This window comes from Nocardia arseniciresistens (assembly GCF_046764875.1).
GTDB classification, from domain to species: domain Bacteria; phylum Actinomycetota; class Actinomycetes; order Mycobacteriales; family Mycobacteriaceae; genus Nocardia; species Nocardia arseniciresistens.
Map to the genome: position 1 here is coordinate 14,647 of NZ_JBKORD010000034.1, position 25,905 is coordinate 40,551.

Annotated in this window: 27 protein-coding genes and 1 other RNA gene; 13 read left to right on the forward strand and 15 right to left on the reverse strand. The window is 66.5% G+C overall.

Annotated features, from left to right (window positions below):
- Positions 1-184: 184 nt before the first annotated feature.
- Both ACLMAJ_RS37560 and ACLMAJ_RS37565 read right to left on the reverse strand, forming a co-directional pair.
- Complete coding sequence (locus ACLMAJ_RS37560) at positions 185-1,045, reverse strand: SURF1 family cytochrome oxidase biogenesis protein (protein ID WP_412018699.1); 861 nt, start codon at positions 1,043-1,045, stop codon at positions 185-187.
- Entirely contained in the window at positions 1,045-1,563 is a 519-nt protein-coding gene (locus tag ACLMAJ_RS37565; protein WP_412018677.1) for a low molecular weight protein-tyrosine-phosphatase, read from the reverse strand. Before ACLMAJ_RS37565 ends, ACLMAJ_RS37560 begins: the two co-directional genes overlap by 1 nt.
- 44 nt (positions 1,564-1,607) lie before the next feature.
- Here ACLMAJ_RS37565 and cobC point away from each other — a divergent pair, with 44 nt between their 5' ends.
- From cobC to ACLMAJ_RS37580, 3 genes are all read left to right on the forward strand, one after another.
- Entirely contained in the window at positions 1,608-2,645 is a 1,038-nt protein-coding gene (cobC, locus tag ACLMAJ_RS37570) for an Rv2231c family histidinol phosphate aminotransferase CobC (protein WP_412018678.1), read from the forward strand.
- Between the two features lie 58 nt (positions 2,646-2,703).
- Entirely contained in the window at positions 2,704-3,828 is a 1,125-nt protein-coding gene (locus tag ACLMAJ_RS37575; RefSeq protein WP_412018679.1) for a Nif3-like dinuclear metal center hexameric protein, read from the forward strand.
- Between the two features lie 116 nt (positions 3,829-3,944).
- The gene (locus ACLMAJ_RS37580; RefSeq protein WP_412018680.1) at positions 3,945-4,589 is read left to right on the forward strand and encodes a hypothetical protein; all 645 of its coding nucleotides are present in this window, start codon (positions 3,945-3,947) and stop codon (positions 4,587-4,589) included.
- On the opposite strand, the gene ACLMAJ_RS37585 is transcribed toward ACLMAJ_RS37580, so the two are convergent.
- The 4 genes from ACLMAJ_RS37585 to ACLMAJ_RS37600 are packed head-to-tail and all read right to left on the reverse strand — an operon-like array spanning position 4,502 to position 7,736.
- On the reverse strand, positions 4,502-5,449 hold the full coding sequence (locus ACLMAJ_RS37585) for an ESX secretion-associated protein EspG (RefSeq protein ID WP_412018681.1): 948 nt from the start codon (positions 5,447-5,449) through the stop codon (positions 4,502-4,504). The genes ACLMAJ_RS37580 and ACLMAJ_RS37585 overlap by 88 nt on opposite strands.
- Positions 5,446-6,783 carry a hypothetical protein gene (locus ACLMAJ_RS37590; protein ID WP_412018682.1) on the reverse strand — a complete coding sequence of 446 codons (1,338 nt, stop codon included), beginning with the start codon at positions 6,781-6,783 and terminating at the stop codon, positions 5,446-5,448. Before ACLMAJ_RS37590 ends, ACLMAJ_RS37585 begins: the two co-directional genes overlap by 4 nt.
- A complete protein-coding gene (locus ACLMAJ_RS37595; RefSeq protein ID WP_412018683.1) occupies positions 6,783-7,187 on the reverse strand; it encodes a hypothetical protein in 405 nt (134 codons plus the stop codon). Before ACLMAJ_RS37595 ends, ACLMAJ_RS37590 begins: the two co-directional genes overlap by 1 nt.
- Positions 7,188-7,238: 51 nt before the next feature.
- Positions 7,239-7,736, reverse strand: coding sequence for a DUF3558 domain-containing protein (locus ACLMAJ_RS37600; RefSeq protein ID WP_412018684.1), 498 nt, complete (start codon positions 7,734-7,736; stop codon positions 7,239-7,241).
- Positions 7,737-8,076: 340 nt separating this feature from the next.
- Here ACLMAJ_RS37600 and ACLMAJ_RS37605 point away from each other — a divergent pair, with 340 nt between their 5' ends.
- The 4 genes from ACLMAJ_RS37605 to ACLMAJ_RS37620 all read left to right on the forward strand — a co-directional run bounded on the left by ACLMAJ_RS37605 (position 8,077) and on the right by ACLMAJ_RS37620 (position 11,673).
- Positions 8,077-8,814 carry a zinc ribbon domain-containing protein gene (locus ACLMAJ_RS37605; RefSeq protein WP_412018685.1) on the forward strand — a complete coding sequence of 246 codons (738 nt, stop codon included), beginning with the start codon at positions 8,077-8,079 and terminating at the stop codon, positions 8,812-8,814.
- 66 nt (positions 8,815-8,880) lie between these two features.
- Positions 8,881-10,173 (forward strand): bifunctional RNase H/acid phosphatase, encoded by a 1,293-nt coding sequence (locus tag ACLMAJ_RS37610; protein WP_412018700.1) that lies wholly within the window; start codon positions 8,881-8,883, stop codon positions 10,171-10,173.
- A gap of 129 nt (positions 10,174-10,302) precedes the next feature.
- Positions 10,303-11,001: a S1 family peptidase gene (locus ACLMAJ_RS37615; RefSeq protein ID WP_479725050.1), complete on the forward strand. Its 699-nt coding sequence runs from the start codon at positions 10,303-10,305 to the stop codon at positions 10,999-11,001.
- 177 nt (positions 11,002-11,178) lie between these two features.
- On the forward strand, positions 11,179-11,673 hold the full coding sequence (locus ACLMAJ_RS37620) for an SgcJ/EcaC family oxidoreductase (RefSeq protein ID WP_412018686.1): 495 nt from the start codon (positions 11,179-11,181) through the stop codon (positions 11,671-11,673).
- Positions 11,674-11,804: 131 nt separating this feature from the next.
- Here the strand turns inward: ACLMAJ_RS37620 and ACLMAJ_RS37625 are convergent, their stop codons facing one another.
- The 3 genes from ACLMAJ_RS37625 to ACLMAJ_RS37635 form a co-directional block, all read right to left on the reverse strand.
- The gene (locus ACLMAJ_RS37625) at positions 11,805-12,374 is read right to left on the reverse strand and encodes an NUDIX domain-containing protein (protein ID WP_412018687.1); all 570 of its coding nucleotides are present in this window, start codon (positions 12,372-12,374) and stop codon (positions 11,805-11,807) included.
- A 74-nt stretch (positions 12,375-12,448) separates the two neighbouring features.
- On the reverse strand, positions 12,449-12,967 hold the full coding sequence (locus tag ACLMAJ_RS37630) for a TrmH family RNA methyltransferase (RefSeq protein ID WP_412018688.1): 519 nt from the start codon (positions 12,965-12,967) through the stop codon (positions 12,449-12,451).
- Between the two features lie 176 nt (positions 12,968-13,143).
- Positions 13,144-14,031 (reverse strand): alpha/beta hydrolase, encoded by an 888-nt coding sequence (locus ACLMAJ_RS37635; RefSeq protein ID WP_412018689.1) that lies wholly within the window; start codon positions 14,029-14,031, stop codon positions 13,144-13,146.
- Positions 14,032-14,107: 76 nt separating this feature from the next.
- On the opposite strand from ACLMAJ_RS37635, the gene rnpB reads away from it, so the two are divergent.
- Both rnpB and ACLMAJ_RS37645 read left to right on the forward strand, forming a co-directional pair.
- An RNA gene (rnpB, locus tag ACLMAJ_RS37640) (RNase P RNA component class A) lies at positions 14,108-14,516 on the forward strand.
- Between the two features lie 88 nt (positions 14,517-14,604).
- The gene (locus ACLMAJ_RS37645) at positions 14,605-15,423 is read left to right on the forward strand and encodes a slipin family protein (RefSeq protein WP_412018690.1); all 819 of its coding nucleotides are present in this window, start codon (positions 14,605-14,607) and stop codon (positions 15,421-15,423) included.
- A 1-nt stretch (position 15,424) separates the two neighbouring features.
- On the opposite strand, the gene ACLMAJ_RS37650 is transcribed toward ACLMAJ_RS37645, so the two are convergent.
- On the reverse strand, positions 15,425-15,808 hold the full coding sequence (locus ACLMAJ_RS37650) for a hypothetical protein (RefSeq protein ID WP_412018691.1): 384 nt from the start codon (positions 15,806-15,808) through the stop codon (positions 15,425-15,427).
- Positions 15,809-16,233: 425 nt separating this feature from the next.
- Here ACLMAJ_RS37650 and ACLMAJ_RS37655 point away from each other — a divergent pair, with 425 nt between their 5' ends.
- Entirely contained in the window at positions 16,234-16,569 is a 336-nt protein-coding gene (locus ACLMAJ_RS37655; RefSeq protein ID WP_412018692.1) for a hypothetical protein, read from the forward strand.
- 17 nt (positions 16,570-16,586) lie between these two features.
- Positions 16,587-18,167 carry an RNB domain-containing ribonuclease gene (locus ACLMAJ_RS37660; protein WP_412018693.1) on the forward strand — a complete coding sequence of 527 codons (1,581 nt, stop codon included), beginning with the start codon at positions 16,587-16,589 and terminating at the stop codon, positions 18,165-18,167.
- Positions 18,168-18,191: 24 nt separating this feature from the next.
- Here ACLMAJ_RS37660 and ACLMAJ_RS37665 read toward each other — a convergent pair whose 3' ends face one another.
- The 5 genes from ACLMAJ_RS37665 to panB all read right to left on the reverse strand — a co-directional run bounded on the left by ACLMAJ_RS37665 (position 18,192) and on the right by panB (position 22,365).
- Complete coding sequence (locus tag ACLMAJ_RS37665) at positions 18,192-19,124, reverse strand: CHAD domain-containing protein (RefSeq protein ID WP_412018694.1); 933 nt, start codon at positions 19,122-19,124, stop codon at positions 18,192-18,194.
- 2 nt (positions 19,125-19,126) lie between these two features.
- On the reverse strand, positions 19,127-20,089 hold the full coding sequence (gene pip / locus ACLMAJ_RS37670) for a prolyl aminopeptidase (RefSeq protein WP_412018695.1): 963 nt from the start codon (positions 20,087-20,089) through the stop codon (positions 19,127-19,129).
- Positions 20,089-20,529 carry a hypothetical protein gene (locus ACLMAJ_RS37675; RefSeq protein WP_412018696.1) on the reverse strand — a complete coding sequence of 147 codons (441 nt, stop codon included), beginning with the start codon at positions 20,527-20,529 and terminating at the stop codon, positions 20,089-20,091. Before ACLMAJ_RS37675 ends, pip begins: the two co-directional genes overlap by 1 nt.
- A gap of 104 nt (positions 20,530-20,633) precedes the next feature.
- Positions 20,634-21,494 (reverse strand): phosphotransferase, encoded by an 861-nt coding sequence (locus ACLMAJ_RS37680; RefSeq protein ID WP_412018697.1) that lies wholly within the window; start codon positions 21,492-21,494, stop codon positions 20,634-20,636.
- Between the two features lie 13 nt (positions 21,495-21,507).
- Entirely contained in the window at positions 21,508-22,365 is an 858-nt protein-coding gene (gene panB / locus ACLMAJ_RS37685; RefSeq protein ID WP_412018702.1) for a 3-methyl-2-oxobutanoate hydroxymethyltransferase, read from the reverse strand.
- A gap of 190 nt (positions 22,366-22,555) precedes the next feature.
- On the opposite strand from panB, the gene ACLMAJ_RS37690 reads away from it, so the two are divergent.
- Entirely contained in the window at positions 22,556-24,082 is a 1,527-nt protein-coding gene (locus tag ACLMAJ_RS37690) for an alpha/beta hydrolase (RefSeq protein ID WP_412018703.1), read from the forward strand.
- Positions 24,083-24,227: 145 nt separating this feature from the next.
- Complete coding sequence (glnA, locus tag ACLMAJ_RS37695) at positions 24,228-25,565, forward strand: type I glutamate--ammonia ligase (RefSeq protein WP_412018698.1); 1,338 nt, start codon at positions 24,228-24,230, stop codon at positions 25,563-25,565.
- Positions 25,566-25,905 lie beyond the last annotated feature (340 nt).

Genomic DNA, 25,905 nt, shown 5'->3' on the forward strand with positions numbered 1-25,905 from the left:
CTGATGAGTGGTTGCGGTGACACGCAGGATCACTCCGCTATGTGCCACTCGTGAATTCGAGGGGTGGTAAACGCCGGTGGGTGTCCAGCTGCTGGTTGTGCGCTGGGACGAGGGCGGCTTGCCGAATTGTTCCGCGGGCGATGTCGGGGCGGCTCGGCGGTCGGCGTCGGTTACCGGGGTGCGGTCAGCGGTTGCCGCCGTAGCGGTCCGCGAGTCGTTGCTCTTTGGTGGAAGGTGTTTGGGTGGTGGAGGTTTCGGTGGTGGAGGCAGGGGTGGTGCTGAGGGCTTTCTCCTTGCGGCGTTCGCGGATCTCGGCGTAGACGAGGTAGCCGAGGCCGAGGGGAGCCATGAGGCCGAAGGCCAGCCATTGGAGGCCGTAGGAGAGGTAGGGGCCCGCGTCGAGTTGGGGCAGGGGGGTGGGGGTGAAGGCGCCGGGCTGGTTGTCGTCGAGTTGGAGGTAGCCGCCGCGTTCGCCAGTGGGGATGGCGGTCAATGGTTGCTGTAGAACGGCTGCTTCCTGGGTGGTGTCGATCGAGTAGACCTGGCGGTAGCCGTCTTGGACCGACGGGTCCTTGCCCGGGGTGATGCCCTCGGACATGCGGACCCTCGCCTCGATGTGCTCGGTCCCGGCGGGTGGGTCGGCGATCGGGGGTGGGCGGGTTCCGTCGACGGCGGCGACGAGGCCGCGATCGACGAGCAGGACTCTGCCGTCGTCGAGCCGGAAGGTGGACAGCACGGCGTAGCCGGGAGCGCCGTCGAGGTGGCGTAGCCGGACCAGCACCGTCGAGTCCGGGAGATAGGTTCCGGTCGCGGTGACCCTGCGCCACTCGTCGTGCGAATCACTGGCGGTGTTGTCGAGAACAGAGGTGATGTCGATCGGCGCGGCATCCACCGAGTCGGCGATCAGCTGATTGCGATGCGACGTGGAGGTGTTCTTGCCGAGCTGCCACGGCGCGAGCACCGTGAAGCACAGGTAGGCGAACGCGGCCACCAGCACGGCCAGGATCAGCCAGCTCGGGCGCAGGAGGAACGTCAGTCTTCGGATCATGAGCGTCCGTCGGTGGCGGGGTATGCGTCGTGTCCTGCGGCTTCCAAGGTGGCGCGGACCCAGTCCAGCAGGGCCGGGATGGCCGCTTCGATCTGGTCGCGGACGAGTTCGAAGTCGGCGGCGTCGCCGTAGTACGGGTCGGGGACGTCAGGGCCGTCGGCGTCGGGGTCGAAGCTGCGCAATAGGCGGCGGCGATCGGCGGGCACGCCAAGGCGGGCGAGTTCGCGTTCGTGGCCGGTGTCGAGGGCGATCACCAGGTCGGCGTCGCGGTGCTCGTCGCCGAAGACGGCAGCGACGTGACCGGTCGGGTATCCGTGGCGGCGCAGCGTCGCGGTGGTGCGCGGATCGGCGTCGTCACCGACGTGCCATGCGCCGGTGCCCGCGCTGCTGACCCGCACCTGGTCGGACAGACCAGCGCGGTACAGATGTCCCGCGAACATCTTCTCCGCCATCGGCGATCGGCAGATGTTTCCGGTACAGACGAACGACACGTGCAGCTCACCCACGACAGCCATTCTGGCCGGTGGTCCGCGGCAGCCGCCACGTAGGGTGTTTTCTCGTGCCCGAAGACAGCGTCGACCACGCGAAACTGCGCCATCACGGCGACGTGGACGCGCGGCCCGGCATGCTCGATTTCGCGGTGAATGTGCGGGGCAGCGCGCCGCCGGACTGGCTACGCCTGCGTCTGGCCGCGCGGCTGGATTCGCTCGGGCGGTATCCGAGCGTCGCGGCGGATCTCGCGGCGCGGTCCGCGGTGGCGCTGCGGCACGGTCGCGCGCCCGAGGAGGTTCTGCTGCTGGCGGGCGCGGCGGAAGGCTTCGCGATGTTGCCCCGGCTGGCACCCGAGCTGGCCGCGGTGATCCATCCCTCGTTCACCGAGCCGGAGTTGGCGTTGCGGGAAGCTGGCGTCCCGGTCAGCCGGATACTGCTCGAACCGCCCTACCTGCTGTCCGCGGCAGCGGTGCCCGCCGCCGCGGACCTGGTGGTCCTCGGCAACCCGACCAATCCGACCTCGGTACTGCATCCCGCCGAAGCGATCCGCGCCTTGCGCAGGCCAGGTCGGATCATCGTGGTCGACGAAGCCTTCGCCGACGCGGTGCCGGGAGAAGTGGAATCACTGGCGCACGCCGCCTCGTCCGATGTTCTGGTACTCCGCAGCCTCACCAAGACCTGGGCGTTGGCGGGCCTGCGCTGCGGCTATTTCCTCGGCGCTCCCGAACTGCTCGCCCGTCTGAGCCACGGTCGCCCGCACTGGCCGCTCGGCACACTGCAACTCGAGGCCATCGGCGCCACGGCCGAGCCGGTCGCGGTCGAGCAGGCGCAGGAGCGGGCGCGGGAAATCGCGGTCGAACGAGCGTCGATGATCGAACGGCTGAGGGCAGTCGGCGTCGATGTCCACACACCCGCCGAAGGACCGTTCCTGTTGCTGCGCGTAGCCGATGGCGAACTGCTGCGAAAGTATCTTTCGGACAAGGGAATCGCGGTACGCCGCGCAGACACCTTCCCCGGACTCGGCCCCGACTACCTGCGAGTCGCGGTGCGCGGTACCGCTGAGGTGGATCGGCTCATCGCCGGAATTCGCGCGGCGAGCCTATGACAAGCGACGTGATCCGGCACGGGATCGGTTGTGAGATGAGCGAACTGGAGGAAGGCGGATGGTGACCACGCTGGCGGATGTGATCGGGGTGCTCGATTCGGCGTATCCGCCGAAGCTGGCCGAGTCGTGGGATTCGGTGGGGCTGGTGTGCGGGGATCCTGCCGATGAGGTGACCAGGGTCCTGTTCGCGGTCGATGCCACGGCCGACGTTGTCGATGAGGCGATTGGTTGGCGGGCACAGGCTTTGGTGGTGCATCATCCGCTGCTGTTGCGTGGTGTGGATACCGTTGCGGCCGACACCCCGAAGGGGGCGTTGCTGCATCGGCTGATTCGGTCCGGCTGTGCGCTGTTCAGTGCGCATACCAATGCGGACTCCGCCGATCCTGGAGTCTCCGACGCACTGGCAGCGGCGCTGGGTCTCACTGTCACCGGCCCACTGGACGCGAAACCGCGAACCGCCGTGGACAACTGGGTCGTACAGGTGCCGCGACCGCACACCGAGGCGGTACTCGCCGCCTTGTTCGCGGCCGGTGCGGGTGGCAACGACTCATACCGGGACTGTGCGTCGCGAGTGCGGGGGATCGGCCAATTCCGGCCGGTGACAGGGGCGAATCCGGCGGTCGGTTCGATCGGTGAGTTGCAGCAGGTCGAGGAAGACCGCATCGAAGTGATCGCGCCGTCCACCGCCCGCGCCGCCATCCTCGCGGCACTGCGCGCCGCGCACCCTTACGAGGACCCCGCCTACCACGTCACCGAACGCGCGGCCGTGCCATCCGGTCTCGGTATCGGCCGCGTCGGCACCCTGCCGGAACCGGAGTCGCTGCGCACCTTCACCACCCGGGTCGCCGCCGCCTTACCCGCGACCGTCTGGGGTGTCCGCGCCGCCGGCGACCCGGACCGGATGATCCACACCGTCGCTGTCTGTGGCGGCGCAGGGGACTCCTACCTCGACACCGCCGCACGCCTCGGTGTCGACGCCTACGTCACCTCGGACCTGCGCCACCACCCGGTCGACGAACACCTGCGCAGGGGCGGCCCCGCCCTCATCGACGCAGCTCACTGGGCCACCGAATTCCCTTGGTGCGCACAAGCCGAAACGGTGGTGCGATCCGCCCTACCCGACGTCGAGACCCGGGTATCGACGCTGCGCACCGATCCCTGGACAGTGAGCGCTACTGCCTGACCGCCGCATCGGAAATCCGCCTTGCGGCGAGCCCGATTCGGGGTGCGCCCGGCGTGTCCATGGAGTGTCGGTTGGTTCGGGCGAATCTGTTGGGCGCAAAGGGGTATAACGACCGCATGAGTTTCCCGGTAGATCTGGGGATCGTGCAGATCGGGCTGATGCTGCTCATCCTCGTCGGAATAGCACTGTTGATATCGGCGCTGGTGATGGTGCGCCGAGTGGGATTGCGAGTGCTGCTCGGGCGGGGCGCGACCGGGCTCGGGCTCTTGGTCGTGGCGGCGGTGCTGCTGTGGATTGCCACCTTGATGCAGACTTACCTCGGGCTGAGCGGAGAGATCAAGGCGGCCCACGTTGTGGTGAGTCCTGTTGCGGGGCAGGAACATCGGCTCGAAGTGGATCTCACGCTGTACGGGGACGACGATCACGGCGAGAAGCACGACAAGTATCAGGTCGAAGGGGACCTGATGGTGCTGCAGGCCAATATCGTCGAACTGGAGCCGTGGGTGAACGCGCTCGGCTTCCATTCCGGTTACAAGGTGACCCGCCTCTACGGCCAGCGCCTCGACGGCATCGCGACCAGCCAGAACCAGTTCTTCGTCAACGGCGACGACCAGGACTTCTTCGCCGACATGAGCAAAGGCCGTTGGTGGACAGAACCCTTCGTTCGTTCCGCCTACGGCAACGCCGTCATCGCCACCCCGGGCGAATACGACGTCCTCATCTCCCGCGACGCCATCAAAGTCCGCGCGGCAGGTCGGTAACCCGTAGCTGACGGGACGTGGGGCGACTCGCCTGGAGCTTTTGTCGCGCGCTGTCCCGATCGTGATGCCGAAGTGGTTGTGGCTGTTGGATTATCGGGCGGCGGCTCCCGTTCGGCGATGCTGGACGGTGTCGATACGGCCTTGGAGTGGTGCATGAGCTCCTGTGAAGGCCCGGGGGCGATGGTGAAGTCGTTCTGGTTGTGGTTGTGGAGCAGATACCGGCCGTCGTCGGGGTAATCCAGCCAGATGAACGGGTGGCCGTCATCGGTGGGGCGGGCGTCGTAGGCGATGCCCGGATAGACGGTGATCTCGCCGGTGCTGGTGTGCGGGCGGCGGAGGAACTGATTGATTTCCTCGGTGGGGGACAGGGGAGTCGGATGACGCGAGTAGATCGGATGGTCGAGGTCGGACCGGCGCGCGGAGAAAGCGGGATGGGTGCCGCCACGGGACTGCGGCAGGTTGGCTGCGATATCGGTGACAAGCGTGTCGGCGTGGCACTCGCCGACGACGATATCGAGGCCGTGGTCGCGAGTCGGGCCGTGCTGCTGAATGGCAAGAGTCGCAATCCGATCCACGATGCCTGCGTGCATCCGCACAACCCGGGAAAGATCCGGGCCGTAGAAACCGTGGATCTCGATGCGGACCTGCGGTTCCAGCAAGACGGTGAGTGCCTTGTAGAGGCGCTCGTCGAACACCGCCTGCAATTCCCGCGCTCGGCGCTGACGCAGCCGCTCGAAATCGCTCAGGCGTTCCATGAACTCGGGTTGGTAGCTCAATGGATACGGCAGACGATCCCGGTCCATCGCCTCCAGGGCGATGGTGAACGCGAGACCGTCCAGCCGCCAACGGGTTGCGCTCATCCGCCGATTACTCCACCCGGCGGAAGCACCCGTGGCTGCTCGCCGAGCAGTTCGGTGGTGCGATCCTGGATGAGGTAGTCCGGCGAATGGTGCTCGTCGTCGTCCTCCCCGTTCTTGCCACGGCTGCCCGGCGCGCCCATGCCGGGTGCGCCCGCTCGACCAGCGGCGGCCTTGCTACCGCGATTGCCGGGTCCGCCCGCGCCGTTGAGCTGGCTCGCCGGATTGCCGGGGACGCTTTTGCCGGGACCGGAAGGCGTTCCGCCGGGGATGCCACCCGGTGAGCCGGGGCGCCCGAGCGGATTCTCCAGATTGGACTTGTCCGGGAGCCCGGGGGTGTTGGGCGTGCCTGCCGGGGTGGTCGGCGTGCCGGTGGGAGTAGGGGTGGTGGCTGCCGGGGTGCTGGCTGGACTTGTGCTCTGCGGGTTGTCGTCCGAGGCGTTCGGATCGTTGGTCGTCGGGTTCTCGGTGGACTTGGGGTCGTCCGTGGTTTTGCCGTCTGGTGACTTCCCGCTGGAGGGCCACTCGCTGGTCGGCTTCTCGGACGGCTTTGGCTTGTCGTCGGGTTTGGACACCGCGTTGAGAGGTTCGGGCAGCAGCGGAGTCTTGCCGTCGACGAGATCGGCACCCGCCGCGTATTCCTTCATCCGCTCCTGAGCGGAGGCCTGAGCCTCATTGGCGCGATGCTTACCGAGCTTCAGGACTCCATTGCCGGGGATATGACCGACGAACTCATCGAATCCGGACACGTTCTCCGGCGGGGACACCGAACGCTTCGCCTGATCGAGGTAGCCCTGGATGAGGTCGATGCCGTTGGCGACTTCCTGGAAGCTCACGTGCAGCTTCTTGAAATCGTCGGTGTAGGTGCGGGTGGCTTCCATCGCGCTGTTGGCGGCGCGGCCTTTCCATAATGATTCGATGTCCTGGTCGACGCCTCGGCGGAACGTGTCGACCGCGTCCCGGGCTTGCTTGGTCAGTTGACGCCAGCCGTCCGCGCCGCTGTTGATGTCAGCCTGTTCGACCCCCTTCGTCTTACCGTCGCCGTTGAGCGCCTTCCAGATCTGCTCGTGGCTCCAGGTCGCGAAGGGTTCCTTGTTGTGTTCATTGAGCACCGTCGGCGCGGGCTTGTTGTACTGCCCGTTCAGCAGATTCCATTCATTGTTGATGGTCTGCCGGTCGTCTTTCCAGGTGTTGTCGCCGTCGTCCTTCAAGTTGCCGTCGCGGGAATTGTTGTCAGAAGACTGGATCCGCGCGTCGATGAGCTTGAAGGGCACGTCGGTAGCACCGCCGGACACGGCATTGATGACGTTCTTGGTGACATCCCAAGGGTTGACCATCACTTGACCTCTTCGGTGTTCGCGTTCATCTGACTACCTGCCGCCTGATCGGTCTCTTTGAGCTGGCCGATGGCGGCGGCGTAAGTGTCCTGCATCAGCTGAACGACGTCGATGTTCTGCTGTAGCCGAGTGACGGCGGAGTCATTGGTGTCGTGCGAACCACCGTTGGCTGCTTTGTTCTGGAATTTCCCCTGCAGTAGCTGGGCCGATGGGAGGCCGCCGTACCCGGCGAGGTGGTCGAGGTCCTTCGCCTTTTCCTTCATGTCCTTGAGCTCGGTGAGGAACGTTTCGCAACGACTGCGAAGAGCCTCGCCGATGCCTTCCTGCATCTTGAACTCGCCAACCACTGCCTGCTGTTTGAGCTGCTCCCAGCGCCTCATCTGGCTCTGAATGTCATCCGCCATTGTGTTCTCCCCTTACACGGATCTGAGGCACTGCTTTCAGTTCACGGGTGGTTACTTGGGTAGGTGGGGTTCGAGATCTTTTGCGTGCTTGACGGCTGTCTCACACATATCCAGAGTGCGAGCGCCGGTACCGGTCCAACTCGCGCTGACCTCGAACATGCCTTGTTCTGCCGGGAAACTCGCGTAGCAGCGATCACCCTGCGCATCGGACTTGTCCTGGTAGGTCATTCCACTGCGAGGCCCGATCGTCACATCGCGAAATCCCGTGTTCTTTTCGTTGGCCTTGGATTCTGCGACGGTGTGGCTGGAGGAGTAGACCGTCATCTTGTAGGCGCGCCCCGGTGGGTACCAGCCGCAAATCCGCCACGCCGCAGGTCCCTGCGGCGGATCGGTTGTGACGCTCTTGGTAGCGGGGTCCACGCCGGTGGACAGCAGAACACCGTCCCCGAGTTGCGTACACGGATTCCAGACCTGGATGTCGTCGAGGTTCCTGGTCGTCGTCGCCGGAGACCCGGATACGGTCGACCCGCAACCGGCAGCCAATGCCATCACAGCCGCTCCCGCGAACGCGGTGCGTAGGACGTCGGCGGTTCGCGTATGTCTCCCTGGCGTCGGCCTCAGTGATCCCCGTTTTCGATCCCCGTCGCTACTATATGACGCACCGGGTGGCCCTCTGGTTCCATACGAGTCGTGGCCGGTCGAGCATGAGCTCGGCCCTGTTCGAACCTGGATTCGCTCCGTTCGCCGCCGTCACTCACCACTAACGCCCGTTGACCATGGCCTCGGACATATTCGCCGGCTGCCCGGGGTACGGTTGAGCACTGGTAATCGTGGGCCGAGGGCGCGCGTTGCCTCCCATCCATCCATAGCGTCCAGGAGTTTGTCCGCGTTGAATGTCGAACCCCAGATCCAGGCCAAGCTGCTGCAGCTCGCCGCTGTCGACGCCGAACTGACGCGGATTGCGCACCGGCGCACCGTGCTGCCCGAGCAGCGGGAGGTGGCGCGGCTGGAGGCGGAGCGCAATGGTCACAAGGATGCCGCGGTGGCTGTGGAGATCATGTTGGACGACCTCGACCGCGATATCCGCAAGCTGGAGGGTGAGGTCGAGGCGGTTCGCAAGCGCGAGGAGCGCGACAGGGGCATGCTGAGCGCGGGTTCGGTAGGCGCCAAACAGCTTTCGGAGATCCAGCACGAGCTCGGCAGCTTGGAGCGGCGTCGTTCGGTGCTGGAGGACGAGCTGCTGGAGGTGATGGAGCGCCGTGAGGCCTCCGCCGCCGATCATGAGCACGCGGGCGCGCGGCTGGACAAGACCGAGCAGGATCTCGCCGACGCGCAGCGCATGCGGGATGAGGCACTCGCGGATCTCGATGTGGCGCAGGGCCGTTGTGATGGCGACCGGGCGGGACTCGTGGGGCTGTTCCCGGACGAGCTGCTGAGCATCTACGACCGCCAGCGCATCAAGAACGGTGTCGGCGCAGCGCTGCTACAGGCCCGTCGTTGTGGCGCGTGCCGGATCGAACTGGATCGTGGTGAGATCGCGCGCATCGCGAAGGCCGAGCCCGACGCGATCGTGCGCTGCCCGGAATGCAGTGCGGTGCTGGTGCGTACCAAGGAATCGGGTCTGTGAGTTTCCGAGCCCGCGTTTCGGCGTGTGGATCGTGACAGTGATGGGTCGAGTACAGCGAGGGGAATGATGGCCCAGCTCGAGGTGATCGTCGAAGCCGACGGTGGTTCCCGTGGCAATCCGGGGCCCGCCGGTTACGGTGCGGTGGTTTTCGATGCCGCCCACGCCAATGTCCTCGCCGAGCGCCGTGAGTACATCGGTGTCGCGACCAACAATGTCGCCGAATACCGCGGGCTCATAGCGGCTTTGGAGGCGGCGACCGAGCTCGGCGCGCGCGTGGTGTCGGTGCGGATGGATTCCAAACTGGTCATCGAGCAGATGGCGGGACGCTGGAAGATCAAGCACCCGGCCATGATTCCGCTGGCGGACCGGGCCCGCAGGCTGATCGCCGGTTTCGATCGGGTGAGCTTCACGTGGATTCCGCGCGCGGAGAATTCGTATGCGGATCGACTCGCGAACGAAGCCATGGACGACGCCGCACTGGTTGGCGAGGTGCGTACCGCGCTCGATGCCGGGCCCGCACCGGCGGCCGATCGCAGCAGCAGCGTGGATAACGCCGATAGTACTGCTGGGCAATCGGATTCAGCGGCCGGTGTCGAACGAGAACTGCCGAGCTGGATCGACGAGGTCGCAGACGCGCAAGCGGCGGATACCGCCGAAGACGCCGCTCCGAATTCCGCGGACACGGCCTCGAATTCGCCTGCTACGGAGGGCAGTACGCAGACCGCTCCCGGCTGGACCGGTGCCACCGGCCGCCCGACCCGGCTACTGCTGTTGCGCCACGGTCAAACCGAACTCTCGATCCAGCGCAGGTATTCCGGCCGCGGCAACCCACCGCTCACCGAACTCGGTCGCGAGCAAGCCGCACGCGCAGCCAAGATGCTGGCATCCAAGGGTGATATCGCCGCCGTGGTGTGCTCTCCGCTCGGTCGCGCGAGGGAAACCGCACAGGCCGCGGCGACAGCGCTCGATGTGCCCGTGCATGTCATCGACGGCCTGATCGAGACCGACTTCGGTGACTGGGAGGGCCTGACGTTTTTGGAAGCGGCACAACGTGATCCGCAGCTGCACGCCCGCTGGATGGGCGATCCGTCGGTGGCAGCACCGGGCGGCGAGAGTTTCGATCAGGTGCGCGAGCGGGTGGAGGCGGCGCGGCGTGATCTGATCGCGCTGTATCCCGGCGCGAACCTGGTGGTGGTCAGTCACGTGACCCCGATCAAGACGATGTTGCAGCTGGCGCTCGGTGTCGGTCCATCGCTGCTGTATCGCTTGCATCTGGATCTGGCGTCCTTGTCGATCGCCGAGTTCTATCCCGACGGTGGCGCGTCGGTGCGGCTGGTGAACGACACCTCGTATCTATGACCTGATCATGCCCCGGATCCTGAGCGGTGGCCGCAGAATTGTCCGGAGCGGTTCTCCCTCACGTGCGGGTGGGCCGTCGTGAGGCCGATTCCGATGTCGGCCGGCGGGTTTCGAGAAGGAGTTCACAGGGTGAAATTCAAGTGGATGGCGGCTGCGGCGGTAGTTGTCGCGGGCGTCGGTCCGGTCGGTTCCGGTACCGCGCAGGCGGCGGGTAACGCGGAACTCGGCGGCGGCTCGGGCCTGGTATTCGACAACAATTCGGCATGTTCGCTCACCGCCATCGGGTATGACGGCGCGGGCAGGCTGGTCGGGCTGACCGCGGGGCACTGCGCCCCGGCGGGTGCGCGGCTGGGCGCCGAAAAGACGATGGATGCCGGGGTGGTCGGAGTGGTGGCCTACTCGGATAACGGTGCGGGACTGGACTTCGCGGTACTGCAATTCGATCCGGCACGCGTCACCCCGGTGCGCACCGTCGGTCCGACCACTATTTCCGGGCTCGGTGGGCGGCCCGCACCGGGTACCACCGTCTGCAAGAGCGGTCGTACCAGCGGAACCGACTGCGGTGTGGTGTGGGGTGGGCTGGAAGGTTCGACGATCAATCAATCCTGCTCGAAGCCGGGCGATTCCGGTGGTCCGGTGACCGTCGGTGATCGACTGGTCGGGATGAACCAGGGGCGATTGACCGGCATGGGCGGTATCGGCTTCGACGTGCCGTGTGTCGGCGCGGGCAATCCGATGCACTCACCGGCCTTCTTCGCGTCGATCGATCAGATTCTGGATGCCGTGAACGCCACCGGTGGCGTCGGGGCCGGATTCCGTCCTCTCTGAACCCGATTCGGCCGATGTCTTCGCCGCCGCGAGCCCACGCAGGGCCGCGGCGGTGAATTCGTCCAGGGGATAGAACAATGGCGGCCTGCCTCGAGTACATGGGCTCGCGGCGGGTAGGGCGGTAAGAGCAGCCGGTTACACCACCGACAGCACACATCCGACAACGGAGAACGCCTGATGCACAACACCGAGCTCGGCGAAGTGAACGCGAAGCTGGAAGAGGTGGACCCGCACCGCGAGGACAAGGAGGCCATCACCGATCTCGCCCGCAAACAGACCGATGCCTGGGCTCAGGGCGACGGTGCGGCCTTCGCCGCCACTTTCACCGAGGACGCCGACTTCGTATCGGTGATCGGCGAATTCGTCCAGGGCCGAGCCTCGCTCGGCCGAGCCATGCGGGAGGGGTTCGACGGCTTCATGAAAGGGACCCGGCTGTTCGCACCCGAGGTGACCACCTTTCGATTCCCCACGCCGGATGTGGCCGTCATGGTCACCAGCGGCGTGTGGGTGATTCGTCCCGAAGCCGATGAAGAACGGCCGGAGGAGCTGTCCATCCAGACCCGTATCGCGGTGCGCGACAACGACACCTGGCTGTTCACGTCGTTCCGGAACACCCGCATTCTGCCGCATCCGGGTGCCAATCCGACAACTTCGGTCAGCGCGACACACTAAGCCAGGGGCGGTGCACGACAACACCTGCTGCGGTGTGCTCGCGGCGATCCTGATGCACGCGATGATCAACGTGAGCGCCGCACTGACACCCGACTACGACAAGACCACCAGTCTGATGCTCGCGTGCTTGTTCATGCTGGTAGTGGCAGTGCTGAGTCGAGCTTGGCGAGGAAACGGGGGAAGTGCGGGTCGGGGTCGGGGATGATGTCTGTGTCGATGTCCCACCAGCGCCCCTCGCTGAACTCGCTCGGGTCGAGGGCGTATTCGCAGGTGCGGTCGCCTCGGATGAGATACCAGAGGCTGATGTCCTCGTGGCCGCTGGTTGTGCCGACCGTGGTCGTGACGGTGAGGAAGAGTGGTTCGTCCCCGACGACGGTGAATTCGGCGTCGATACCGAGCTCCTCGGCGGCCTCACGCCTAGCGGCGACCCGCGGGTGTTCGCCCGGCGAAATGTGACCGCCGGTCGGCAGCCACAGTCCGGCGAGGAGGTGTCGGCCGAGCAGGACGGCGCGGGCATCCGGGTCGACGAGCACCACATACGAAACCAGATGACGTGGGGGAGTGTCGGGTTTGATGCGACGGAACACATCATCGGTCGACTCGAGCCAGGTCAACGTTTCCTCGATGTGGCGCTGCTCGAGCGCGTCGAACGGCACTATCGCACCGATGATTTCGGCGACGGTGGCGGTCGCGAGGTTCATGGGAAAAGTATGAGCGATAGATGTCGCCACGGGAGGTCCGGCACGACGGGCGCACGTCGCATGGTCGCGGTCGATCAGCACAGCCCGGAGAGTTTATAGAGCACCAGCGACCCGGCGACCGCCACGTTGAGACTGTGGCCGGTGCCGACCATGGGGATTTCGACGGTGATGTCGAGGAGTTCGAGGCCCTCGGGTGGGATGCCGCTGCTTTCGTGGCCGAGGACGATGATGGTGCGTTTTCGTGCGGTGGGGAGGTCGGCGAGCCGGATGGATTCGTCGGTGAGCTCGACGCCGACGATCGCGGAACCTCCGGCGCGCTGGCGATCGAGCCACCTTTCCACGGGACCGTCGATCCAGTGCACGCATTGCCGACGGCGCAATGTGTTGCCCTGCGCGAGCGCTTGCGGAATCCAAGGGCGGCGCGGCACCGCCATGCACGCGCCGACCGCATCGCAGGTGCGCAGCAGGGTGCCGAGGTTGACGCCGTGCATCGGCCACAGCGGTGCGATGAGCAGGTGATTCCAGCAGCCGTGTGCCCGCTGCCTGCGTTGACGCCGGAGCTCGGGACGGGTCCGTACCCGCGCGGCGGTCAACGGCGGACGGGAAGGTCCTTCCCGGGGAATGCGGGGGAGATAACAAGATTCATCATGAGGAATGCTTCGCGGCGCATCCGGGCCATCATTGGTGGCGGCCGTCGAACCGGCCGAACCGTACGGTTCGAGCATACCGGCGTCGAGACCACCGGCAGAAGTCCCGACGCCGGACTCGGTCAGGGACGCAGTACCGAGACCAGGAATTCGGTCTGATCGTAGACGGCGACCTCGAAGTGGTCGTCGAAATAGACATCGAAATGTCCTACCGGATAACGCTTCACGACGGCGTGCTTGGTGCGTTCCGCGGCACGCAAGGTCGGTTTGACCGGTGCGATCGAATCGTTGTCGGCGATGACGTACATGACCGGCATCTTCAGTGACTTGGCTCGGCGGCCGGGAGAGTCGAACAGCGTCGAGAGCGCAACCCGTGCGGCGACTTTCGGTTCGTAGCTTTCGCTTTCGTCGGCAAGCCTGCCGAAACCCTCCGGCACATCCTTCGCGCTCATCAGCGCGGCCGAGCGCTTGCGCCCCGCGAGCCGGATGCGCACCGGCTTGCGGCGCAGCGACCCGACGAGCAGGTCGGTGGCGGCGATGGTCGCCACCTTGGTCAGGCTGGTCGGCCCCTTCGCCCATGCCGAGGCTAAGCCGCTGGTGAAGGGCACCTGTGCGACGACGGCCGCGATGTAGTCGTCGTCGGGTGCCACCGATAGCACGTGGCCGCCGCCGAAGGAGGTGCCCCACAGGGCAATTCGGGTCGCGTCGATACCACGGAGAGTGCGCGCGTATGCGATGGCGGAGCGCCAGTCTTCGCGCTGGCGCGCGATATTCAGTAGCTGACGCGGCGTGCCCTGGCTGGCGCCGAAATGTCGGTAGTCGAAGACCAGTACTGCCATCCCAGCGGCGGCGAACCGGCGCGCATATCTATCCAATCCCATTTCCCGATTGGCCCCGAGACCGTGCCCCATGATGATCAGTGGGCGAGGCTTGGGGACACCGTCGGGCGGGTACAGCCAGGCGGCACACTGCTCGCTACCCGACGGAAAACTGACCTCGACACGTTCCATGGCACCCCACCGTACTGTTCTGCTCCGACCAGCTGCGAGGTCAGGCCCGTGAACAACGTACCCTGGACGCTGCGGACGAGTTGGCCGGGCGACCGCGGCGAAGGGAACGGGCACAACTGTGCCGCCGCCCGTCGCCGAGGAAAGTCCGGACTCCACAGAGCAGGGCGGTTGCTAACGGCAACCCGGGGTGACCCGCGGGACAGTGCCACAGAAAATAGACCGCCGATGCGCGAGCATCGGTAAGGGTGAAACGGTGCGGTAAGAGCGCACCAGCGCCCCGGGCGACCGGGGCGGCTAGGTAAACCCCGCCCGGAGCAAGGTCAAAGGTCGCATCGCTCGCGTTGCGGCTGCGCAGGTGTTCGAGGGCTGCTCGCCCGAGCCTGCGGGTGGATCGCTCGAGGCACCCGGCAACGGTGTGTCCAGATGGATGGTCGTCACCCGGTGCGAACCGGGGACAGGATCCGGCTTACAGGCCAACTCGTCCGTTCGCACAGTGCATACGGTGCCATCATGGAGGTGGGCCGGGAGCCCGGTTTTCCGGCGCGGTGGACGATTCGCCTTGGCGGTGTAGCTATGGACATTCTTGCCATTATCGGCAGTATTTTCGGTGCGGGGGCGATCATCGGCGGTGTTTTGACCGCCATGAGCGCGCGGGTGGTCACGCAGTACGAGAAGGGACTGGTGTTCCGATTCGGCCGGGTGGTGGGGGTACGAGACCCCGGACTGCGCATGCTGATTCCGTTCGTCGATCGGATGCGTAAGGTTTCCATCCAGATCATCACCACGCCGGTTCCCGCACAGGACGGCATCACGCGCGACAACGTCACGGTGCGGGTGGACGCGGTGGTGTACTTCCGGGTGATCGACCCGATCGCCGCCGTCGTCGAGGTGCAGAACTATCTGTTCGCGGTTGGCCAGGTGGCCCAGACCTCGCTGCGCTCGATCATCGGCAAGAGCGAACTCGACGATCTGCTGTCCAACCGCGAGGAGTTGAACAAGGGCCTGGAGCTGATGATCGATAGTCCAGCGCTGGCGTGGGGCGTGCACATCGACCGGGTGGAGATCAAGGATGTGGCGCTGCCCGATTCGCTGAAACGCTCGATGTCGCGGCAGGCGGAGGCGGAGCGGGAGCGCCGCGCCAGGGTTATCTCGGCCGAGGGCGAGTTGCAGGCCTCGCACATGCTCGCCCAGGCAGGCGCCAAGATGTCGGAGCATCCCTCGGCATTGCAGCTGCGGCTGCTGGAAACCGTGGTCCAGGTTGCGGCGGAGAAGAACTCGACGTTGGTGCTGCCGTTCCCGGTGGAGCTGCTGCGCTTCCTGGAGCGCAGTAGCCCATCGGCGCAGCCTTCGGACGACGCGCCCGCGGGCGGTCAGGGCGCAACGCACACGTAGTTCAGCAGAGCAGCTTGGCCATCTGATAGATCGCCTGCGCTTCTTCCTTGCTCGCCTCGGTCGAACCGGTCCTGGTGCGCTTGATGATGTTCAGCACGACCGCGTCCTCGGCTTTGCCGTCCTTGACGTCTTTGCAGGTGTCGACGAGCAGGTCGCGAATTTTGTTGTCGTCCTTGCCGTCGGCGAGCTTCGGGAAGGCGCTGCGGAAGCTCACCACGAAGGTGCCCGCTTTGATGTTGTCGCCGGGGTCGCTGCCCGCGGCGGAGGCACCCGCGCTCGCCGTTGTCGAGGGGGCGGCGCTGCCGGCGGTGTCGTCGTTGCAGCCTGCGAGAAGCAAGGTGAAGAGGGTGACGCTGGCCGCGATAGCGGCGGAAGTTCTTTGCACGGGCGGGATGCTAGCGGCACTTGACGAACGTCGCCTCCCATGTGGTTAACGGGAGGCGACGAGGCCGCACGGGAGGCGGTGAGGTCAGACCGGCGAGACCATGAAGACCTGCGCCCAATACGCGGCCTGCTCAGGGCCGAGCAGCGGCATCAGGTAGTCGAAAAGCAGCGATGACATGAGTGCGTAACTCCCAATTGTCGACGTACGGGACATCTAGAAATGTGCGGGAGATCGAAACCTCCGCTACGCCCGGCAACGCTAGCAGTCGGTCGTGGTGGGCGGTGCTCGGCGTGTCCGGCATGGCGATTCGGCGGGGACTGGCTTATAACGTGAGCGACGTCATAGAGTGGTCGCCGTTGGCACGGCCCGCTGCCGGGCAGCAGGGCCGTTCATTCTTCGATCGCGGGAAAGTAGGTCTCAACTCTATGCGGATCGCTCGTTCACTGGTCACCGGCGCGTTGATCGCCGGGGCTGCATCGGTTTTCGCACTGCTGGGTGCCGGGTCCGCTAGCGCGGTCGCGGTGACCCCGCTGGCAGGTGGGGTCCAGGTCGACCTCAGCCCCGCCGACACCACCTGGGTGTACCAGAGTCACATCGGGAAGACGGTCATCGCGGGTCTGCCGCACCCGTCGGCGGCCTCGTTCGGTCAGGCGCTCGACGCGGCGGCCGGAGTGTCGTCGAACGTCCCCAACGGGCGCGTGACTTTCACTGTGTACGGACCGTTCAATGAATTGAGCGGCACCATGTTGGCGCTGCAGTAGAGCTCGACACCAACAGCGTGGAACTGCACCAGCGGATCGTCTCGGCGCCGGTTGATTTCGGCGCCATCCGTTCCGAATTCGGATTAGCCTCGGCGTATCCCGCCGAGGCAACCACGGAAGCCCGCGACGCGATCGACGCGTTCGCGGGCAACCGCGTTGATCGCACGGACATCCCGTTCGTGACGATCGATCCGCCCGGCGCGATGGACCTCGATCAGGCATTGCACCTGGAGCGCTCCGCCTCCGGCTTCACATTGCACTACGCGATCGCCGATGTCGGCGCCGTGATCGTCCCCGAAAGCGCACTCGCCGCGGCGGCGGGCGCTCGGGGCCAGACCTTCTATCTGCCGGACAGCACCGTGCCGCTGCATCCGCCGGTCCTGTCGGAAGACACCGCGAGCCTGCTGCCGGATCAGACCAGGCCCGCCGCGTTGTGGACCATCGAACTCGACGAGAACGCCGAACCGCGGCGGTTCTCGGTGGTGCGTGCGCTCGTTCGATCCAGGGCCAGGCTCGACTACGCGGGCGTGCAGGCCGACGCCGACGCGGGCCGCCTGCACCCCTCGATCGCAGCCCTGCCGGAATTCGGCACGCGGCGCATCGAGGCGGGACTGGTGCGCGGCGCGATCGGGCTGCGCCTGCCCGCGCAGAGCGTGATCGGCGACGACAAGGCCGACGGACACTGGCGACTTGTGCTGGAGCCGCGCACCGCCGCCGACGACTGGAACGAGCAGGTGTCGCTACTGACCGGAATGTGCGCGGCCAGGATCATGCTCGATAACGCGCCGCCGTCGGGAGAACGCGTCGCGCTGCTGCGGACCATGCCGCCGCCGCCCGAATCGGCGATCGATTCGATTCGCAGGACGGCCGCGGCGGTGGGCATCTCTTGGCCCGCCGATCAGTCGGTCGGCAGGATGCTGGCCGGGCTCGATCCGAATACGCCCGCGGCACTCGTGCTCATGTCCGAGGCGACCGGGTTGCTGCGCGGGGCCGGATACACCGTGCTCGACGGTGCGGCCGCGGACCGATCGGACACCGCCTCTTCGAATGGTGCGCGGCCATGGGCCGCGCGGGCGGATGCCGAGCCTGATGCGCGGCGGCCCGAGCAGCCGGACGACCGGCGCGCCGACGACGGCCATTCGAACACCAGAAGGCCGGGCGAGCCGAACAACTTACAGCACAGCGCGATCGGCGCGCCCTACACACATGTGACCGCGCCGCTGCGTCGCCTTGCCGACCGCTTCGCCACCGAGATCTGCCTTGCCCTGTGCGCGGGAGTCGAAGTCCCGCAATGGGTTCGAGATGGACTGTTGCCGACCGCCGATTCGATGAAGCGCAGCGACGCCCTCGCGAACAAGGTGGAACGCGCCTGCATCGACCTGACCGAGGCCACCCTGCTCGCCGAGCGAAGCGGTGCGGAGTTCGACGCGGTGGTGGTGCGTGAAGCAACCAGCAACCGGCCCGCCGAGGTATTCGTCGCCGACCCGCCCGTGGTCGGGCCGTGCATCGGCGCACCGCCCGAAGGCGCGGCGGTGCGCGTTCGCCTGGTATCGGCCGACCCGGTCGCCCGCAAGATCAGCTTCGCTTTCCCGGTCTGAGCCCGCGACCCGCGCGGTCCGGAGTCAGTCGGTCGAGACGAATGCGGCGGCGGCCGGGTAACGCGCGAGTGCTTTGCCCGCCGCGATTTCCTCTGCGTCGGCGAGGATTTCGTAGAGCGCCCTTGCCGGGCTTCGTGCGGCGGCTTCGGCGGCGCGGACGAGGATGGCTTCGCGGGACTCGACGGCGTCGCGGTGGTCCCCTAGAACGGTTTGCAGTCGTTTCGCGCTGCTGCCGAGCTCGGTGGCCGCCTCGCCGAGTGTCTGCGCCGCACCTTCGCAGGAATAGCGTAAGCGCTTGGCGCCCTTGCGGATATCGTGCAGTAACTCGACTCGCTCGGTGGCGGGGACGACAGGCTCGGCGAATACCAGGCGGCGCAGTCGTTTACGGTCGCGGCGCAGTATGCGCTCGAAGGCTTCCGGTGCGGGCCGGTCGGCCTTGGTGGGGTGCAGCGGGGGATCGGTGCGCCAGATCGACAATTCCTCGCGCAGTTTGCGATACCGGTCGCCGTCGAGTTCGGTCAGGATTTCGGCATGTGCGCGCGCATACCTCGCTTGCTCCGCGCCGACCAGTTCGGTCGTGAGGAAAACGATGTCGGCGGCTGTGAGTTCAGCTCTGTTCGCTTCGGCTTCCGTAGCCGGCTCTCTTGCGGCCGTGCCTGATTCGGTGGGTCGGGCATGCTCGGCCACCAGAGCGGTGAAGCGTTCGGCGCGCACCTCGGCGTCCCTGGCTACGCCGAGGAGTCCGGCGAGCCACTTGAGTTCATCACCCATCGTGGCGGCGGGCGCCTGTTCGAACAGGCTGCGATACGAACGCAGCACGCTGCGCAGACGGCGGGTGGCCACCCGCATCTGGTGCACCGAATCATCATCGTTCGCACGGACTTCCGGTTCGGCGGCCAGCAGCCGGTCCACGTCGTCGCCCAATGCCGTGACGAGGGCGTTTGCGGCGCCGACCATGTTCAGCTCACTTTCGCGAATCCGTCGGTTGCCTCGACGAGGTGATGGGTGATGCCCGGCTCATTGGCGGCGTGCCCCGCGTCGTCGACGATGTGCAGCCGCGAGCCGGGCAGTGCGCGGTGCAGGTCCCATGCGCTGACGGCGGGGCAGACGATGTCGTGGCGGCCCTGCACGATGACGGTGGGAATGTGGGCGACCCTGTCGATATCGCGCAGCAGCTGGCCTTCTTCGAGGAAGCCGCCGTGTATGAAGTAGTGATTCTCGATCCGAGCGAAGGCAAGCGCGAAACGCGGATCGGCGGTCTGGGCCACCCGATCCGGTTGGAGCAGTAGTGAACTCGTCGCGCTCTCCCAGGTGGACCAGGCCACGGCCGCGGCGAGGGCGACCTGCTCGTCGGCGGAGTGCAGCAGCCGGTGGTAAACCTCGACCAGATCGTTGCCGCGCTCGGCTTCCGGCACCGGGGCAAGGAACTTCTCCCACTCGTCCGGGTAGACGTAACTCGCCGCGCCGTTGTAGTACCAGTCGATTTCCTTGCGCCGCAGCAGGAATATCCCGCGAAGCACCAACTCGGTCACCCGTTCCGGATGCCGCTGGGCATAGGCGAGCGCCAGCGTCGAACCCCAGGAGCCGCCGAAGACCTGCCAGCGATCGACGCCCAGATGGGTACGCAGCGCCTCGATGTCGGCGATCAGGTTCGGCGTTGTGTTGGTTTCCAGGCTCGCGCCGTCGGCGATGTGCGGGCTGGAGTGGCCGCAGCCGCGCTGGTCGAGCAGCACGATGCGGTAGGCGGCCGGGTCGAAGAACTGCCGGTGATACGGCGAGGTACAGCCGCCGGGACCGCCGTGCAGGAACACCACCGGCTTGCCGTCGGGGTTGCCGCTGACCTCCCAGTACACCGACTGACCCGAGCCGACATCGAGCATTCCGGTCTGGTGCGGTTCGATCGGGGGGTACAGGGTTCGCATCAGAAGGCGAGCCCGGCGGCGAGGTTGGGAATTCCGAGCGCCTCGATCGCCTGCTGACGTACATCGGAGCAGCTCTTGGTTGTGGTCCGGTCGAGGATCGCCTTGTCTGCGAGCACCTGGCCGTTGATGCCGCCGTTTCGCAGCGCCCACTCGTGTACCAGCGCGTTGAGGCCGATCTTGCCCAGCGTCCCGCCCTGGATCCGCCAGTTCGACAGCTCCTGGCGGAGCATGTCGCACAGCTGGGTTGCCGAGGCATCGGAGACCGTCGGGGCAGGCTTGCCGGTCGAGCTGCCCGGTGCGCTGGTCGCGGCTCCCGTTGTCGATGCCGAGCTACCGGTCGGTGCCGGGTCCGAACTTGTTCCGCAGGCGGTCAGCGCCGCGGCGGTGAAAACTCCGGCCAGCAGCAGTGTGCTACGTGAAATCCAACGGGGCTGCGGCATCGGTACCTCTGCTCGTGTCGACATTGTCCGCATCGAGTCTGCCATTGTTTGCGTTATCGGGCCCGTGCGAATCGGTCGGGCCCTTGCGCCTTGCCCGATCCGGCCTAACGGAAACCGGCCTGTAGTCCGTCCAGCAATTCCTGGACCATCCTGGCGAATCGTGGTTGGGAGGTGTCGATGGTGCGCCACGGATGCAGCGATACCAGGGGGGCCAGGCGTTCGGCGAGGGTGATTTCCAATTCGGAGACCGGGCCGCGCCGCCGCCAGTGCGCGAGGTACTGCGTGCGGTACGGGCCGTTGAGCATGCGCTGGGACAGGAAGGCGTGGGTGATCACCGCGTCGCCCCAATCGAACAGCATGCCGGTGCCCGGAGTGGCCCCTGCGAACACATTGCCGGGGTGTAGATCGTTGTGTTCGATGCTGAGCCTGTCGAATTCGGCCAGCGCGGCGGCCGTCTCCTCGATCGCGGCAGTGAGTCCTGGAATGCGCGGCTCGAAGTGCCGGTAGACGGTAACCAGTTGTGTCGGTGGCAGATACGGTGTGCCGGTCGCTCGCAGGTCCTCGATGTGCGCGGCGAGCGACTGCTGTAGATCGACGTAGCTCTCGATGAGCCCGGTCCACTCGGCGTCGACGTCCTTGGCGGTGTCGCCGCCGTCCTTGCTGAGCAGCCAGCCGTGATCGGGTCGCACCGCAATGGGTTCCAGCACACTGCCGGGGCGAAGCTCCGCGATTCGCTGGAGCAGTGGACCTTCGTGTGCGAAGGCCCGCGCGTTGGCTTTCAGCCATACCGGGCCCGCGTCGGTCGGTATGCGGACGATCAACGACCACGCGCGCCGCCGCAATTGCGCAGGAGGGCCGGTGATTTCGATGCCACGCGCCGCGAGGATTCCGGTGGCCCATTCCAGCATCGGTTCCACCGGTTGACCGAGCAGTGCCACGGGTGCGTGCACTGCTCGGCCGATCATCGATGGTCCCGGATCAGAAGCTGTGTTCAGGGCCCGGGAAGGTGCCTCGACGAACCTCGTCGGCGTAAGCGGCTGCGGCAGTGCGCAGTTCGTCACCGATATTGCCGAAGCGCTTGACGAACTTGGCGGTCTTGCCACTGGTGAAGCCCGCCATGTCCTGCCACACGAGCACCTGCGCGTCGCAGTCGACGCCCGCGCCGATGCCGACGGTCGGGATCGTCAACTTGCGGGTGACCTGACCGGCGAGCTCGGCGGGAACCATCTCCATGACCACGGAGAACGCGCCGGCCTCCTGGACGGCGATGGCGTCGGCGACGAGTTGTTCGGCGGCGTCACCGCGCCCCTGCACTCGGAAGCCGCCGAGGGTGTTGACGCTCTGCGGGGTGAAGCCGATGTGCGCCATCACCGGAATGCCCGCCGAGGTGATCAGCGCGATCTGCTCGGCGACGCGCTCACCGCCCTCCAGTTTGACCGCGTGCGCCTGGCCTTCCTTCATGAACCGTGTCGCGGTCGCCAGCGCCTGCTGCGGCGAGGACTCGTAGGTTCCGAACGGCAGATCGGCGACGACCAGTGCGTGCGGTGCGCCGCGAACCACGCCGCGAACCAACGGGATCAGCTCGTCGACGGTGATCGGCACGGTGGTGTCGTAGCCGTACACCACGTTCGCCGCGGAATCGCCGACAAGCAGCACCGGAATACCGGCCTCTTCGAACAGCCGCGCCGAGGAGTAGTCGTAGGCGGTGAGCATGGACCAGCGCTCACCCTCGGCCTTCATCTGCTGGAGGTGGTGGACCCGCGTCTTGCGCTTGGCTGCCTTGGGAGTGGTGGGTGCGCTGCCGTACGCGGGAGTTTCCGAATCGGACACGGACATCATCGTCCCTTTCGTCGTGTCTCCTCGAGGCCCATACGGGTCCCCGGGTTTGTCTGACACGTTCAGTGTGCCACCGACGCTTCAGCTGGATCAGGGCCGTGACCGGTGCGATTGGTCACATCGCCCTAGCGGCGAAACGACTGATTTCGCGCGTGGCTGCGGCCCTGTCAGGATTTCACGCATGGCGTGGATGCGGAGTGGGCGTGGTGTGCTCGTTGCGGCGGTGCTGGCGATGGTGCTGGCAGGGTGCAGCGTCACCGAGGAGGAGCCGAACGGTCCGCTGCCCGCGCCGCCCGGCGGGTTGGAGAAGTTCTACGCGCAGGTTCCGCAATGGGGCAGTTGCGAGGGCTTCGGCGACCTCGAGGACAAGCTCGCCCCGAAGACGCAGTGCACCCGCATCACGGTGCCCGTCGATTACGAGAAGCCCGACGGTCCGACCGCGCAGATCGCCCTTTCCCGACTGGAGGCCAGCGGCAAGCGCATCGGTTCGCTGCTGCTGAACCCCGGTGGTCCGGGGGTGTCCGGCCTGTCGATGTCGAGCATCGCGGCCAAGACACCGCTCGCCGAGCGTTTCGATCGAGTCGGGTTCGACCCGCGTGGCGTCGGCTCCTCGCTCCCCGCCATCGCCTGCCAGACCGCGCAGGAGTCCGACAGCGAGCGCGCCGAGCCGCCGACGGACAACACGCCGGAGGGCATAGCCAAATCCGAAGACGAGAACCGCACGTACGCCGGGCACTGCGCCGAGCGCAACGGCGCCGAATTGCTCGCCCATGTCGGCACCCGTGAGGTGATCCAGGACATGGACGTGATCCGCGCGGTGCTCGGTGACCCGAAGCTCACCTATCTCGGTTACTCCTATGGCACCAAGCTCGGCTCGGCCTACGCCGAGAAGTTCCCAGGCAATGTGCGCGCGCTGGTGCTCGACGGCGCCGTCGACTCCGCGGCGGATCCTGTGCAGGAGTCGTTGCGCCAGGCCGCGGGCTTCCAGAAGGCGTTCGACGGCTATAGCGCCGACTGCGCCAAGGAAGCCGACTGCCCGCTCGGCACCGACCCCGCGCAGTCCGTCGCGCGGTTCCGTGCGCTGGTGAACCCGTTGCGCGACAAGCCGGCCGTGACCAACGACCCGCGCGGGCTCGGCTACAACGATGCCATCACCGGCGTGCAGCAGGCGCTCTACACCGATGAATTCTGGCGGGTGCTCACCCTCGGCCTCTCCGAGTTGCGTGACGGCCGCGGCGACACTCTGCTCCAGCTCGCCGATATCTACGACGGCCGCCGCGACGACGGCACCTACAACAACACCCAGGACGCGTTCAACGCGATCCGGTGTGTCGACGATCCTCGGATCGCCGATCCCGCCGTGGCGGCCGCGCAGGACGCCGAATACCGCAAGGCGGCGCCTTTCCTCGACGACGGGCGCGGCACGGGCGCGGCTCCGCTCGAGGTTTGCAACGCCTGGCCGGTGCCCAACACCAGCGGACCACACAAGATCGCGGTGAACGGGCTGCCGAAGACGGTGGTCGTTTCGACGACCGAGGACCCGGCGACGCCCTACCAGGCCGGTGTCGAGCTCGCTGGACAGCTCGGCGCGGCATTGGTGACCTTCCGTGGCACCAGGCACACCGCTGCCCTCGTCGCCGGCGATGCCTGCCTCGACGATGCGGTCATCGCCTACCTCACCGAGTTGAAGGTTCCGGAGCAGGGGCTCACCTGCTGATCGGTGCGTGCGGGTGCGATCCGCCGCCATGACGGCCTCACAGACCATGTTTGCGCGGCGGTGCGATCTATTTCAAAACATCGGATTGCAATCCCTAGACGCGTATGTAACACGGATTTAACTCCAGGTGCTTACGCTCGCGTTCATGGATCGCCAGAAGGAATTCGTGCTGCGGACGCTCGAAGAACGGGATATCCGCTTCGTGCGGCTCTGGTTCACCGACGTATTGGGCTACCTGAAGTCCGTCGCCATCGCGCCGGCCGAGCTAGAGGGCGCCTTCGAGGAGGGCATCGGCTTCGACGGCTCTGCCATCGAGGGCTTCGCTCGCGTGTCGGAAGCGGACATGGTCGCCCGACCGGATCCGTCGACATTCCAGGTCCTGCCGTGGGCAACCAGCAAGGGCCACCAGCACTCCGCGCGGATGTTCTGCGACATCACCATGCCGGACGGCTCGCCGTCATGGGCCGACCCGAGGCACGTGCTGCGTCGTCAGCTCAACAAGGCCGCTGACGTCGGCTTCAGCTGCTACGTGCACCCGGAGATCGAATTCTTCCTGCTGGAGAACGGCCCGCAGGGCTCCGAGCCCCGCCCCGCCGACGCCGGCGGCTTCTTCGATCAGGCCGTGCACGATTCGGCGCCGAACTTCCGCCGCCACGCCATCGACGCGCTCGAGTCGATGGGCATCTCGGTCGAGTTCAGCCATCACGAGGGCGCGCCGGGCCAGCAGGAGATCGACCTGCGTTACGCCGACGCGCTTTCCATGGCCGACAACGTGATGACCTTCCGCTACCTGATCAAGGAAGTCGGCATCGACGAGGGCGTGCGCGCGACGTTCATGCCCAAGCCGTTCGCCCAGTACCCGGGTTCGGCGATGCACACCCACATGAGCCTGTTCGAGGGCGAGGCGAACGCCTTCCACGACCCGGACGACCCGATCAACCTGTCGGAGACCGCGCGGGCGTTCATCGCGGGCATCCTCGAGCACGCACCGGAGATCAGCGCTATCACCAACCAGTGGGTGAACTCCTACAAGCGGCTCATCCACGGTGGCGAGGCGCCGACCGCCGCCTCGTGGGGCAGGTCGAACCGCTCCGCGCTGGTTCGCGTCCCGATGTACACCCCGAACAAGTCCTCCTCGCGCCGCGTCGAGATCCGCAGCCCAGATTCGGCGTGCAACCCGTACCTGACCTTCGCGGTGCTGCTCGCCGCCGGCCTGCGTGGCATCGAGAAGGGCTACACGCTGCCGCCGGAGGCGGAGGACGACGTGTGGTCGCTCACCGTCGCGGAACGTCGCGCTATGGGCTTCCGTGAACTGCCGGGCACCCTTGACGAGGCACTGCAGGCCATGGAGCGCTCCGAACTGGTCGCCGAGACCCTCGGCGAGCACGTGTTCGACTTCTTCCTGCGCAACAAGCGCAGGGAGTGGGCGGACTACCGCAGCCAGGTGACGCCGTTCGAGCTGAAGGAATACCTCGGCTTGTAGTCGAACACGGCCGACGACTGCTCGCAGGTCCATAACGGCTACGTTTGCGCGTCTTTCCACCCGCCCGCGCGGAAAGACTTCCCGGGCGAACTAAGTTGGACATATGGTCCGGCCGCCGTCTGCTCGTTCAGCTGTTCCCGGCGTCGGGGGGGGGGGGGGGGGGGGGCCCCCCCCCCCCCCCCCCCGGGGGGGGGGGGGGGGGGGGGGGGGGGGGGGCCCGCTCGCGGTGCATACCGACCGGGGTGAGCGGATCGCTTGCGATGCAGTGGTATTGACGACCGAACGCCATCGGGCCTACCAGTTGCTCACCCACCGCTCCCGACGCCCGGTCGCCGTGCGG